At 68.1% G+C, this 13,021-nt stretch carries 13 protein-coding genes and 2 pseudogenes; 11 read left to right on the top strand and 4 right to left on the bottom strand.

From position 1 onward, the window contains the following. Window positions 1-32 precede the first annotated feature (32 nt). On the bottom strand, window positions 33-815 hold the full coding sequence (locus ACWDVB_RS18115) for a helix-turn-helix domain-containing protein (RefSeq protein WP_451515917.1): 783 nt from the start codon (window positions 813-815) through the stop codon (window positions 33-35). 272 nt (window positions 816-1,087) lie between these two features. Here ACWDVB_RS18115 and ACWDVB_RS18110 point away from each other — a divergent pair, with 272 nt between their 5' ends. The 3 genes from ACWDVB_RS18110 to ACWDVB_RS18100 are packed head-to-tail and all read left to right on the top strand — an operon-like array spanning window position 1,088 to window position 3,556. Further along, complete coding sequence (locus ACWDVB_RS18110; RefSeq protein WP_451515918.1) at window positions 1,088-1,762, top strand: DUF4097 family beta strand repeat-containing protein; 675 nt, start codon at window positions 1,088-1,090, stop codon at window positions 1,760-1,762. 31 nt (window positions 1,763-1,793) lie between these two features. After that, window positions 1,794-2,774 carry an ATP-binding cassette domain-containing protein gene (locus ACWDVB_RS18105; RefSeq protein ID WP_451515919.1) on the top strand — a complete coding sequence of 327 codons (981 nt, stop codon included), beginning with the start codon at window positions 1,794-1,796 and terminating at the stop codon, window positions 2,772-2,774. Further along, window positions 2,771-3,556 (top strand): ABC transporter permease, encoded by a 786-nt coding sequence (locus ACWDVB_RS18100; protein ID WP_451515920.1) that lies wholly within the window; start codon window positions 2,771-2,773, stop codon window positions 3,554-3,556. Before ACWDVB_RS18105 ends, ACWDVB_RS18100 begins: the two co-directional genes overlap by 4 nt. Before the next feature lie 762 nt (window positions 3,557-4,318). Here ACWDVB_RS18100 and ACWDVB_RS18095 read toward each other — a convergent pair. Both ACWDVB_RS18095 and ACWDVB_RS18090 read right to left on the bottom strand, forming a co-directional pair. Further along, window positions 4,319-4,765 carry a hypothetical protein gene (locus ACWDVB_RS18095; protein ID WP_451515921.1) on the bottom strand — a complete coding sequence of 149 codons (447 nt, stop codon included), beginning with the start codon at window positions 4,763-4,765 and terminating at the stop codon, window positions 4,319-4,321. Between the two features lie 57 nt (window positions 4,766-4,822). Beyond that, entirely contained in the window at window positions 4,823-5,137 is a 315-nt protein-coding gene (locus tag ACWDVB_RS18090) for a hypothetical protein (RefSeq protein ID WP_451515922.1), read from the bottom strand. 641 nt (window positions 5,138-5,778) lie between these two features. Here ACWDVB_RS18090 and ACWDVB_RS18085 point away from each other — a divergent pair. After that, window positions 5,779-6,153 (top strand): hypothetical protein, encoded by a 375-nt coding sequence (locus ACWDVB_RS18085; RefSeq protein WP_451611975.1) that lies wholly within the window; start codon window positions 5,779-5,781, stop codon window positions 6,151-6,153. Between the two features lie 204 nt (window positions 6,154-6,357). Continuing rightward, the gene (locus ACWDVB_RS18080; protein ID WP_451515923.1) at window positions 6,358-7,104 is read left to right on the top strand and encodes a GNAT family N-acetyltransferase; all 747 of its coding nucleotides are present in this window, start codon (window positions 6,358-6,360) and stop codon (window positions 7,102-7,104) included. Window positions 7,105-7,118: 14 nt separating this feature from the next. On the opposite strand, the pseudogene ACWDVB_RS18075 reads toward ACWDVB_RS18080, so the two are convergent. Continuing rightward, window positions 7,119-7,595 (bottom strand): annotated as a pseudogene (locus tag ACWDVB_RS18075) (transposase); the annotation flags it as partial. Between the two features lie 104 nt (window positions 7,596-7,699). On the opposite strand from ACWDVB_RS18075, the gene ACWDVB_RS18070 reads away from it, so the two are divergent. The 6 genes and pseudogenes from ACWDVB_RS18070 (at window position 7,700) to ACWDVB_RS18045 (ending at window position 13,020) form a co-directional block, all read left to right on the top strand. Continuing rightward, on the top strand, window positions 7,700-8,206 hold the full coding sequence (locus ACWDVB_RS18070; protein WP_451611974.1) for an ISL3 family transposase: 507 nt from the start codon (window positions 7,700-7,702) through the stop codon (window positions 8,204-8,206). Window positions 8,207-8,508: 302 nt separating this feature from the next. Beyond that, entirely contained in the window at window positions 8,509-8,706 is a 198-nt protein-coding gene (locus tag ACWDVB_RS18065; protein ID WP_451515924.1) for a hypothetical protein, read from the top strand. A 166-nt stretch (window positions 8,707-8,872) separates the two neighbouring features. Further along, window positions 8,873-9,235 (top strand): annotated as a pseudogene (locus tag ACWDVB_RS18060) (transposase); the annotation flags it as partial. 312 nt (window positions 9,236-9,547) lie between these two features. Beyond that, window positions 9,548-9,991, top strand: a complete 444-nt coding sequence (locus ACWDVB_RS18055; protein ID WP_451515925.1) for a hypothetical protein — start codon at window positions 9,548-9,550, stop codon at window positions 9,989-9,991. Between the two features lie 78 nt (window positions 9,992-10,069). After that, window positions 10,070-10,753 (top strand): ABC transporter ATP-binding protein, encoded by a 684-nt coding sequence (locus ACWDVB_RS18050; protein WP_451515926.1) that lies wholly within the window; start codon window positions 10,070-10,072, stop codon window positions 10,751-10,753. Then, the gene (locus ACWDVB_RS18045) at window positions 10,750-13,020 is read left to right on the top strand and encodes an ABC transporter permease (RefSeq protein WP_451515927.1); all 2,271 of its coding nucleotides are present in this window, start codon (window positions 10,750-10,752) and stop codon (window positions 13,018-13,020) included. Before ACWDVB_RS18050 ends, ACWDVB_RS18045 begins: the two co-directional genes overlap by 4 nt. Window position 13,021 lies beyond the last annotated feature (1 nt).

Below are 13,021 nucleotides of genomic sequence, written 5' to 3'. Positions count from 1 at the left end.
GTCGCGGTCGGTGTTCCGTACTCCCTCGATCTCTACGACACCTCGGGCTTATCGGTTGTATCTACCTCGCCTGTATCTACCTCACCGGCCTCATCTGTCCTATCGGGCTGCGGCTTCGCGTGGAGGATGTCGCGGGCCTGGTCCGCGGCGCGGGTGATGCTCTCCGAGACGAAGTCGAGGAAGCGGGCGACACTCTCCAGGCGGGCGGCGGCCGGGGTGTCGGGGCCGAGGACGGAGACGCCCTGCCGGGCGGTCGCTACGACCTGGGACATGGACCGGGCGCTGACCATCATCGAGTGGTACCAGATGTCGTCGTCGACGACATAGCGTTCGCGGCGGCGTTCGTCGCGCTGCCGGCGGACGAAGCCCTGTTCGTCGAGGAACGTGATCGCCTTGGAGACGGACGCCGGGCTGACCTGGAGACGCTGGACGAGCTCGGAGGCGGTGAGGCTGCCCGAGTCGGTCAGGGTGAGGCAGGTCAGCACCCTGGCCATCATCTTGGGCATGCCCGAGGCCATCATGACGGTGGTGAACACCTCCTCGAAGTCGCGCACGGCTTCGAGGTCGCGCCCGTGGGGCTGCGGCGAAGCCACTCCCTTGGGCGCCACCTGCCTGCGGCGGTGGGCACGGTGTTCGGTGGCGCGGTGGGCGAGGTCGGCGCGGTAGCCGGTGGGGCCGCCGTTGCGCATCACTTCCCGCGTGACCGTCGAGGTCGGGCGGTCGAGGCCTCGGGCGATCTCCGCGTAGGCGAGGCCGTCGGCCAGTCCCAGCGCGATCTGCTGGCGTTCCTGCTGGGTGAGTCTGCCTCCCGGCATCGCGATCTCTCCTTCGTGGGCGCAAGAGGCCCTTCCGTGGGCTCCAGATGCCCCTCAGCATAGCGTTCACTTACAACTCGTTGCAACGAAACGGCAGAGTGTTGTTGCATTAGCCTCGAAACCATTGCAACGAATTAAAGCCATCTACCTGCACTAACGCTGTTAGTACGCAACGCATTGCTTGCCGAAACTATGAATGCAACGTAGCGTTTTCATCATCAGAAAGCGCAGGGCGCCGAACGGGCCTCGCGACACAGACGAAGGAGCACACCATGCAGAAGTTCGCCGTCCCCGCCCCGGCCGCCGCCGTTCTCGACATCCCTGCGGGACGCATCCAGGTCATCGCCGCCGACCGCGACGACGCGACGGTGGAGGTCCGGCCCGCGGACGCCTCGAAGAACCGCGACGTGAAGGCGGCCGAACAGACCACCGTCGAGTACGGCGACGACGGCGTCCTGCGGATCGACGGGCCGCCGGTGAGGAAGCAGATCCTCGGCACCACCGGATCCATCGAGGTGACCCTCCAACTGCCCGCGGGCTCCCGCGTCGAGGCGAAGGCGGCCGCCGCCGACTTCCGGGGCGTGGGACGACTCGGCGACGTCGTCTTCGAGGCCGCGCAGGGCACGGTCAAGCTCGACGAGGGCCAGGACGTCCGCCTGGCCCTCACCGCCGGTGACGTCTCGGTCGGCCGCCTGAGCGGTGACGGCGAGATCAGCACCCTCAAGGGCAGCCTCACGGTCAGCGAGGCCGTGCGCGGCAAGGTCACGCTGCGCACCGAGCACGGCGACGTCTCCGTCGGCGCCGCCCGCGGCGTCTCCGCCTCGCTGGACGCCGGCACCCACTACGGCCGGGTTCGCAACTCTCTGCACAACACCGACGGTGCCGGTGCCGCTCTGCACATCCACGCCTCCACCGCCTACGGCGACATCACCGCCAGCAGCCTGTGACCACCCGAAGCCACCGAAGGAGCTCCCTCTCATGACCGATCCGGCCATCGCTGCGCACGGGCTGCGCAAGTCCTACGGCGACAAGACCGTCCTCGACGGCATCGACCTCACCGTCCCCGAGGGCACGATCTTCGCGCTGCTGGGTCCCAACGGTGCGGGCAAGACCACCGCCGTGAAGATCCTCTCCACCCTCATCTCCCCCGGCGAGGGCTCCGGCGCCATCCACATCGGCGGCCACGACCTCGCCACCCACCCCCAGGCCGTCCGCTCCACGATCGGCGTCACCGGGCAGTTCTCCGCCGTCGACGGCCTGATCACCGGCGAGGAGAACATGCTCCTCATGGCCGACCTCCACCACCTCCCCAAGGCCCAAGGACGCCGCGTCACCGCCGAACTCCTGGAGCGCTTCGACCTGGTCGAGGCCGCCAGGAAACCCGCCGCCAGCTACTCCGGCGGCATGAAGCGCCGCCTCGACATCGCCATGACCCTGGTGGGCAATCCGCGGATCATCTTCCTCGACGAGCCCACCACCGGCCTCGACCCCCGCTCCCGCCACAACATGTGGAGCATCATCCGCGCACTCGTCAACGACGGCGTCACCGTCTTCCTCACCACCCAATACCTCGAAGAAGCCGACGAACTCGCCGACCGCATCGCCGTACTCAACAACGGCAAGATCGCCGCCGAAGGAAGCGCCGAAGAACTCAAACGGCTCATCCCCGGCGGACACATCCGCCTCCGCTTCACCGACCCCACCGCCTATTACCGCGCGGCCCTCACCCTGAGCGATGCCGCCAACGACGACGAAGCGCTCTCGCTGCAGATCCCCAGCGGCGGCAGTCAGCGCGAACTGCGCGCCATCCTCGACCAGTTGGACATCGCCGGCATCGAGGCCGACGAACTCACCGTCCACACCCCGGACCTGGACGACGTGTTCTTCGCCCTCACCGGCGACACCACCACCCCCGACCAGTCCGCTCAGCCCGCTCAGTCCAAGGAGACCGTCCGATGAGCTCCCTCTCCCTCGCCGTGCGCGACTCCTCCACCATGCTGCGCCGCAACCTCCTGCACGCCCGGCGCTATCCGTCGCTCACGCTGAACCTGCTCATGACCCCGATCATGCTGCTCCTGCTCTTCGTATACATCTTCGGAGACACCATGAGCGCGGGCATCGGCGGCGGGGACCGCTCCGCCTACATCGCCTACATCGTCCCCGGCCTGCTCCTGATGACCATCGGCTCCACCACGATCGGCACGGCCGTGTCCGTCTCCAACGACATGACCGAGGGCATCATCGCCCGCTTCCGCACCATGGCCATCCACCGCAGCTCGGTCCTCTTCGGGCATGTCGTCGGCAGCGTGGTGCAGGCCCTCATCAGCGTCGTCCTCGTCGGTGCCGTGGGCGTGGCCATCGGCTTCCGCTCCACCGACGCCACCGCCCTGGAGTGGCTCGCGGCCATCGGGCTCCTCGCCCTGGTCACCCTGGCGTTCACCTGGATCGCCGTAGGGATGGGCATGGGCAGCCCGAACGCCGAGGCGGCCAGCAACAACGCCATGCCGTTGATCCTGCTGCCGCTGATCTCCAGCGCCTTCGTCCCCGTCGACGCCATGCCGGGCTGGTTCCAGCCCATCGCCGAGTACCAGCCCTTCACTCCCGCCATCGAGACCCTCCGCGGCCTCCTCCTCGGCACCGAGATCGGCCACAACGGCTGGCTCGCCCTCGCGTGGAGCGTCGGCCTCACGGTCCTCGGCTACCGCTGGTCCATGGCGCAGTTCAACCGGGACCCCAAGTAGGCGGCCCGAGCGTGGGGCTCGCCTCCCGCCGTCCCCTCCGGGGGAGGACAGCATCCGTACGAGGAAGTCCAGGGCAAGGGCCCGCGGCCGGGTTGGCCGCGGGCCTTGCGCGTGCCTGGACGCAGTGCGTGCCTGGGCGCGGGGTTACGCCGGTTCGTTCGGAGCTTCTGCCGGACGGCCCCTTCTACCTGCTGGACCACTGGGCGGCCATCGCCGACCCCGTACGGACCTGCGCTCGCCGGCTGACGCCGTGGCGCCGCGCCCATGCCACCCACCGCGGGTCGGACGCCTTACCTACCGTGGGCGGCAGTCCGTACTCCTCGACCTGGTCCCGCGTCAGCAGGACCCGTTCCGTCCGGCTCCAGCAGCCGGTGCGCGCCGCCCAGTCCCGAAAGTCCGTGCACGAGGTCTTGTCGGCCGCGGGCGGGTGCGAGCGCGCTTGACCTTGAAGCCCAGCAAGGCACAACAAAGGCCCCAGCGGCTCTGTGTTGGGCTGCTGGATGCCTTCGGGTGCGGCTCAGGCTGCTACGTATGCGACGACGCCACGGTCGAAGGGCCGTGACATAGTAGATGACGCGGACCCCGTCGATGTCGTCGACGTAGTCGCGCAGCAGGGTGTCGGGAACCGGGGTGCCCGGCTCGGGGTTGACGCTGACCGCGACGATCGCGCGGTCCAGGCGGTGTGTCTCGGTGGCCGTGAGCTTCGCCGGCTGGCTCAGCGCGGGCTCCACCAGGACGACCTGGGACCGGCGCGGTGCGTGCTCAGGCGACACGGGGCTGCTCACCGGCGAGGCGCTCCAGGTGGGTGTCGCGGGCTTCCTCCCACAGCACGCCCGTCTCCGGGGACGGGTAGCCGTTCTCCGCGATGTCCTCCAGCACCGAGGCGAGGACGTCGACCTTCGCGCGCTGGTCGGCCGTGTACGCGCGGGCGGCGAGCAGGTGGATCATCTCGTCGCGCCAGCGGCGGACGGTGGATTCGGCGATGTTGTTGCCGCCGGCCATGCCGGCCAGACGCTGATCGTGGCGGAGCACGGCCAGGACGATCACCGCGATCTTCCCCGGCGGCAGCGACCGCCAGCGCGAACCTATCGATTTCAGGTGACGCCGCAGCAGCGCGGCGAGGTGGTTGACGGTGCTCATGGACAGCGGCAGACGGCACTGGTAGACAAGGGACACGGTATCCCCGGCGCGCTCTTCGGTTTTGCTCACACATTCCCAACGAGCCCTGGAGGCACCGCCGTTACGTCCGCCCCAGGGAACCGCAGGTCACGGGCGGACGGTGAACCGCCCGTCGGGACGCTTGTTCAGCCAGCCGCGACCGGCCAGTTTCGTCAGCTTCCCGCGCAGCGGCTCCGGCTTGCCCCGCACCCCGGTGTCCAGCCCGAGCGCCTCGCCCACCTGCCGGACCATGACCGGCCCGCCGGCAGCGCGGACGGAAGCGAGAATGCGCTGGTACTCCGGCGGGAGCGCGGTATCGGCCATCCCCGCGGCGCGGTGCGGGATCAGCAGCACCCCCTCCCCGCCCACCTGCGCGACAGCCGGCGCCGTCGCGGCCCGTTCGGCGGCGAGCTGCTCGCCCATCCGAGCCAGGACCCGCTCCGCCGCCGCCAGGTCCTCGCGTTCGGCCCGTACCTAGGCCAACTGCTTGACCAGCTGTTCTTCCAGATCGTCCAACTTCGCGCGGCGTACCGGGATCCGCTCCTGCACCTCGGGATCCATCATGCGGCGGATCGTAGGGAGGAGAACGAGGCGGCGGACCGGGACAGGCGAACCGCCCTGCCCGACGATCTACATACTGGACACTGCCCCACCATCAGCCCGAGCAGGCACACCCGCTATCACACCGGAGGTCCTGACCATCCAGAATCAAGATGGCGGAGCTTCACTGCTCCCTGCACCCGCGGGGATGGGCCCTCGACCGATTCGAGGCAGATCTCCGGCGCGAATGGGAGCAGGTGTTGTCCAAACGCGCTGGCGCCTTCGGTGCCGGCGAGTACGGAGCCGATGCGGTCAAGGCCGGTGGTGATGCGACTGCCGGGTCACCACAGCCCAGCTCGCGTCCGAGGCCGGAGGCACCTGGAGCCGATACGCCGCCGGAGACCACTGGCGGTCACCACCCGGCTGGACCCCGCGGAGAACCGGCGACAGTTGAATACGCGAGCCCACCAGTATCACACTCGGACGCCAGCGAGCCGTACGTGCTCGCCGTACCCCACCGGCCGGTGACCGATGTCCGTCTGTCGTCGGCCGACGTCGGTGTCTACATGCGGTGCCGGTGGCTGGGGGATGTCTGCTTCCCGTACGGCGATCTCGACTGGTTGATCGCCGAACTCCACATGCCCCCGGAGGAGACCCGGGCTTCGGTCCGGCGCCTGGTCGCACTCGGCTCGACACGGTCGGGCCCGTCGAGATCGAGTCCATCAGCGCCCGGGACGTGGCCGAGCGCGTCCGTGACGCCATCGAAGCGACTATGGACGAACTCACCCCGGCCGAGCGCTCTGCTGTCGCCCATCCTCGCGGACCTTGTGGACCGGCGCAGGGACCAGGCCGCGGCGGCACTGGACGCCCAGTTCGACCGTGAACTCGGGCCTGGTTGAGCGCGCAGGACACACGAACGGAGCCGACCACCGAAGTGATCGGCTGACGTCGGCGATCCGAATTTGGAACAGTCCCAGTGGCTACCCGTGGCAATCGCTCGTGGTCCTTGGCCAAGCGACCTGCTCCTATGGTCAAATCCCGCGCCTGGTGTGTAAGGTTCATTTTGCAATATCACCTATTACCATTCAGGGGGACGGGCTACGATGCCGGACACCAGGATCAGTGAGCTCGTGCGGATGTGGATCAACGGCTGGGTCGTCTCCCGCGGCAGCTCGGACCCGGTCGACGAGTCATGGGGGTGGACGATCGACGTCGGGCAGCCCAAGCACGTCGCCCGGCACGTGTTGCCGGAGCCCTCCGAGACCGATGTGCGCAAGATCGCCGCCGGGACGAGCGCGCCCGGGACGTGGCTGAAGCTGTTCGCCGAGGACCAGGCGGTCCTGCCCTGGGTCGGGCCGGGCTGGCGGCGCGACAGTCCCGGTTTTCTGATGTCCTGTCACCTGACACCGGAGCGCCCTGAGGTGCCGGCCGGATACACGCTCACCAGTTGGACCCGGGGCGGCGTCAGCCGAGTACTGGTCCGCACGCGTGCCGGGCACTTCGCCGCCCGTGGACAGATCGCCCAGGTAGGCGCCCATGTCGTGGTCGACCAGGTCGAGACCGCCGCCGAGCACCGGCGCAAGGGCCTCGGCGGCCTGGTGATGCGCACGCTGCAGAGCACCGCGTACGAGGCCGGTGCAAAGACTGGCCTCCTGGTCGGCACGCCCGAGGGCCGGGCCCTTTACTCCTCGCTGGGCTGGACCATGCGCTCCCCGATGACGAGCCTCTGGTACGAGCCCTCGGATGCTGCCCAGTCAGGTGAATATGACACCAGTGGCCCACCTCGTCGGACTCCACCTACGCGGCGCCATCCTGTGGCTCCGCAGCCTCCAACCCACCACATGATCTGAACTCAGAACAGTGCCTACTGATCTGTTCGGGGTGTTGTCGCTTGGCTGGTCAGGCTGAGTCCGGTGCCGGTGAGGCAGCCGTCGATGAGTTCGGAGTGGTGCTGGATGTGCCGTAGGCCGCGGCGGAGGGTGTGTTCGAGGTGGTCGTCGTCCGTGAAGGTGACGTTGGCCAGCCAGCCGCCGCGCCGCAGCAATTACCAGACGCCCTCCGCCGGGTTCAAGTCCGGTGCACAGGAGGGGAGGTAGATGATGGTGAGCCAGTCGTGGTCGGCCGCGTAACGGCGCATCCCGGCGGTCCGGTGCGTGTTGAGATTGTCCCAGATGAGGACGATGGGGGCCTTGAGCTGGATGTGAGCGCGCACGATGAGGTCGCGGTAGTCGGTTCAGGCAAAGCTGTTGCGGCCCTTACCGCGGTGCTTGCGGTGACGACGGGGCCGGTAGATCAGCCGGGACAGCTCGCCCGGCCGGTAGCAGCACAGGGCAGCGATCGATCGAGTAGCGGCGCCATGCAGTTGAGCGCAGACGCCGGTCCTTTGCTGAACAGATTGACGGCCTGACTGTTCCTTACGGACGGCGCACTGCCATACCGACTGGGATGCTCCACGAAATAGCCTTGGCCCTCGCCGGCCGGGCTGGCGCCAGACTGGCGGCGGAACTCCACGTCACCGTCAGCCGAACTGCCCTGCTCAGTATGCTGGGTGCGTTACCTGACCCTCCCTTGCTGGAGCCAAGAGTTCTAGGGATAGAGGATTTTGCGACCAAACGCGACAGGAAGTACGGGACCGTCCTGGTCAACGCCGAAGGTCGCAAGGTCGTGGATCTGCCGCCAGGGCAGGAGAAAGAACTGGTAGCCAGTTGGCTGTCCGAGCACCCGGGGGACGAAATAATTTGCAGGGACCGGGCTGGCGGCTACGCTGAAGCGGCGAACGCGGGTGCACCTCAAGCATTACAAGTAGCCGATCGCTGGCATTTATGGGACAACCTCGCACACGCTGTTGAACGAACCGTCATCGCCCACCGTGCCTGCCTCGTGCCACCGGCGCTGACCGCCCCCTCTGCCAGACGCTTGGCCACCGCTCCCTCCATCCACGGTCGACCCTGACACCGGCCGTGAGAAGTGGCTGGCGACTCGGACCCGTCAACGCCACCGAGAGGTTCAGCAACTGTTCGCACGGGGCCGTTCAATCAGCGATCTTGGCCGGGAACTTGGAATGGGACGGTCGGCAGCACGGCGCTATGCCCGCGCAGAGGTACCGTCTCATTCGCCGTTGGAACGAAGGCTGCACCAACGCCTCACTCCTGTATCGCGAAATATGCGAGCAAGGCTACCCAGGGCGTACCGCACAAGCAGTTCGGCACTACCTGCATCCTCTTCGGACATCTCTGGGATCGATCCGTTCACCAATGCCCGTCCTCAAGCCGCAACAGGTGACCAACTGGATCATGTGGCATCCACATCGTTTGCACCCGACCGAGAAACAACAACTCGATGAAGCCCTGCACTGCTGCCCGGAGTTGGCAACTATCCGCGGCCTCGTCCATACCTTCGCCCGCATGCTCTGCAATCTGTCCGGCGAGAACCTTAAAGAATGGCGGGACTGACCCTCTCCTGGAGTTCAGGGCCCGTCGAAGGACACGTAAATCGGATTGTGCTCAAGCGTCAGATGTACGGCCGAGCCAGCTTCGCGCTGCTCCGGAAGCGGGTACTGCTCACTTGAGCAAGTGACCCAACGTCACCTCTCACGGGAATCTTGGCAGAGCCTCTCGAATGACGTCGCACCGCGCACGCACCTGGGCACCCAGAGGGAGCACGCCCTTGGTTGGGTTCAACGGCGCTTCCCGTGGCCGCATCTCGATGGCTGCACTGGTGCGCTTCAAGGCCGGCGAACGCAGCCGCTTGATTTTCCGTCCTCGCGTCCAGGGCCATCACCAAGGTGCCCACCGCGGCTTCACCTGGCAGGACTACCGTGATCTCCTCGTTCGGGCTCACCTTCAGCTCGGCGGTCCCGTTGTTGTGCTCTGGGACAATTTCAATGTTCATCGTTGCAGTCGATTACGTGAGTATGCGGCAGGCCATGACTGGCTCACCATCGTCCAGCTGCCCAGCTATGCACCCGACCTCAATCCGGTGGCCCGCTCCCACTCCTCCCGCACTCTGCGCCCCCTCCCCCGCTGAACCCGGCGTCGCCGGGCAACGTGCGTGGGCCACCGCAACGTTGCAGTGATCGCAAGTACCGTATGGCGTCGCGCACGCGTACCCCATCCATTTCGGTCACTACGGCCCCGAAGAGCGCGTCCCAGAGCACCGCGTTTCGCTGCGAACCGGGCCTGGGGCACCTCACACCGGAGCCCCCGTGTTCATGCGGTGACCGACTGTTAAGCTCCCGTGGCTGCCGATCATGGACATGCGGTCAACGGCAGCACAACAAACGGGAGGGCATAAGTGAATCGGAAGTCTGCAGTCGGCGCGCTTACCGCCGGGCTCTTCTTCGCCGGGGCAGGGGCCGCATTCGCGGGGGCGAGTGGTGACGTCGAGGCGGCCGCGTCGTGGCACAAGATCCCGACACGCAAGAGTGGCGGCGTCTCGTTCCACTCGGGCAAGTACAAGTGGGAACCCGCCGGGCCCAGGACGCACGGCGCCTTCCACTTCAAGGGCTGGCTCAAGGACACCAGTGCCGGTGATGGCCACAACGTCTACGTCCAGGTGAAGGCGGAAGGCCACGACTGGAACCGTTTCAACGGCAAGCAGCGGAAGTCGAAGTGGCAGGACTATCTCGTGTGGGCCCCGGCCGACCGATACACGGACGACGCCCGGATACGCGCATGCCGTGACCGAGGCTCGTTCCACCCGGACAACTGCTCGCCGACCAAGCGGTACCGGCGATAAGCGCTGCCGGAGACAGTCGCACCACCTTGTGGGCCCCGGTCCTTCGACCGGGGCCCGTCCGGCCCATTGGGGGAAACAGTGAGTACGTCGGAAGTCCTGGTTGCCGAAGGAGTTGACCTCTCCTACGGCTCCACCGCCGCCGTGCGCGACGCGCATCTAAGCCTCGCCCGCGGCGAGGTGGTGGCGATCACCGGGGCCAGCGGGTCCGGCAAGTCTTCGCTTCTGTACTGCTTGGCGGGGGTACTGCCGGTGGCCCGGGGGCAAGTGCGCTTCGAGGGACAGGCATTCGGAGACCTCGGCGACGAGGAGATCAGCACACTGCGGCGTGAGCGATTCGGATTCGTGTTCCAGTACGGCGAGTTGCTGCCCGAGCTGACCATCGAGGAGAACACGGCGCTGCCGCTGCGGCTGGCGGGTGTTCGCAAGCGTCCCGCGCTGAAGGCCGCTGCCGAGGTCCTTGACCGCCTCGGCATCGCCGAGCTGCGCGAGCGGCGCCCGTCGCAGGTGTCCGGCGGGCAGAGCCAGCGCGTGGCCGTCGCCCGTGCGCTGGTGCACCGGCCTGCCGTAGTGTTCGCGGACGAGCCCACCGGCTCGCTCGACAGCGCGAACGCTGACGCCGTGCTGAAGGAGTTCTTGTCCCTGGCCCGCTCCCAGGGCACCGCTGTGCTCCTGGTGACGCACGACCAGACGGTTGCCGCGCAGGCGGACCGCCGCTGCACGATGGCCGACGGTGTCCTCGCCCTCAAGGGGGCCTCGGAATGAAGGAGTTCCTGCTCGGGCTGCGGCTGCTCCTCGGCTCCGGGCGCGGCACACGGGTGCGCTTCCTGCTGATGACCGTGGGTGGGTCGCTCGGGGTGTGCTGCCTCGCGCTCGTCCTGACGATCCCGGCGATCCTCGACGCGCGGGACGGCCGGGCCGCCGACCGCGCCACCGTCGTCTTCCCTGGCAAGCCCGAGCGTGACCGGACCCTGGTACTGGAGCGGTCCGACCCGCACGGCTCGAAGCCCTTTCACCGTGTCTTCCTCGCCCGCGGCACCAACGACACTCCGAAGCCGCCTCCGGGTCTGAGTGAACTCCCCTCGCCGGGTGAGGTGTTCGTCTCCCCGGCTCTGCACGACCAGCTCAAGCGTGAGCCCGCCTTGAAGGGGCTGCTGCCCGGCCGGCAGAAGGGGACCATCTCCCCGGCGGGTCTCACGGACCCCAACGAGCTGTACGCGTACGTCGGCACCGACCGCTCCAAGCTCACCGGGTTCGGTGCGACCCGCGCCCTCAAGAGCTTCGGTACCGGCTACGCGCCTGTGCCCGCCATCGAGCCTTCCACCCTCGACATTCTGCGCTTCACGCTGGGCACGCTGGTTCTCCTGCCGCTCGCGGTCTTCCTTTCCGTATGCGCCAAGCTCTCCGCCGCCAGCCGTAACCGCCGTCTCGCCGCGCTGCGCCTGCTCGGCCTGAGCGCCAAGGGCACCCAGCGAGTCAACGCCGCGGAGACCGTCGCCGCCGCACTGCTCGGCGCGCTCCTCGGCCTCGGTGAGTTCTGGCTGCTCAACCAGGTCATGGCCAGGACCGGGCTGCCCGGTCTCAAGTGGTACCCGGCCGATGGCGCGCTGTCCGCCTCCACCCTCGCCGTCTGCCTGCTCGGCTGCCCGGCCCTGGCCTGGTTCGTCGGCCGCGCGAGCGCCCGCGCGGCTGCCACAAGCCCGCTCAGCACGCGCCGCACGGCAGCCCCTCGCGCGCCCCGCGTCTGGGGCGGCCTCCTGCTCGTCACCGGCCTCGGCATCGTCACCGGCTACTGTCTGACCGGCCTCACCGACCGTCCGGCTCAGACGACGGGCATCAACACACTGCTGGTCCCGCTCGGCGTGCTCCTCACCGGCCTCGGCCTCGTTCTTACGATGCCGCTCCTGTCGTACCTCCTCGCCAAGCGCCTGGCCCGCTCTTCCTCTCTCACCCTGAATCTGGCCATGCGCCGCAACGAGGTCGAGCCCGGCAGCGCCATGCGCGTCGTCACCGGGCTGGTCCTCCTGGTCTTCTCCGCATCCCTGGCTCAAGGCGTCCTCGTCGAGGAGGACCAGATCCTGCGGCCCAGTTCACCCTCCCAGGAGTACGGCCTGTCCCTGTCGGGCCTCAGCAAGGACCAGCAGAACAGGCTCCGCGACATCCCGGAGTTGCGCGCACACGCGATGGTGATGGAACCGCCCTTCGATCCCAAGGCAGAGGGCCCGCGCATTCCCGCACGTGCCCTGGTCGCGACCTGCGGCCAGCTCGCGAAGATGGTGCGTCGTCTGGAGGGCTGCGTGGACGGCACGCCGCTCCGCCTCACCGACCCCGCGGTCACCGAGGAACCCATCGCCCCCTCCACCGTCCACCTGCGGCAGGGCGACCGCCGCACGTCCGTGAAGGTCTACGTGCCGCGTCGGCAGGCCCTGTACTCCGGCTACGACATCACCTCAGTCGACGCGCCCGTCCTTTACCCGCCGTCCAAGCTGCCGCCCGGTGCCCTCCCCGCGGCCGGCAGCCTGATCCTCGCCAGCGCGTCCGACCCCGAGACCGTCAGAACGGTGCTCGACCGCATCGGCGCCATCGTGCCCACCGCCGATGTCGACCCCGTCGGCATCAACATCGACGCGCTTCAGCAGATCACCGTCATCGAGACCCTGCTCGCCGTCGGCATGATCATGGGCTTGATGATCGGCGTCGCTGCCTTCCTGGTCTCCGTCACCGACCGTGCGGTAGAGCGCCGGGCGCAGGTCACCGCCCTCTCCCTCATCGGAGCCAGGCCACGTACGCTGCGGCTCGTCCAGTGCGCCCAGGTGGTTTTGCCCCTGGCCCTCGGCCTGGTCCTCGCGCTGGTCGCGGGAAAACTGGCCGAGTCCTCATACCTCGTCACAGGCGGCGGAGAGGTCCTCTGGGACGGTGCGGGCATCCCCCTGCTCGCCCTGGCCGCGCTCGCCGTCCTGATCGTGGCGGTGCTTGGCACGCTGCCCCTGGTCGGACGCCACATCAATCCCGAACTGATCCGACGCGACTGAG

This window comes from Streptomyces sp. NPDC003379, from assembly GCF_053589195.1.
This window is presented reverse-complemented; position numbering and strand designations above follow the sequence as displayed.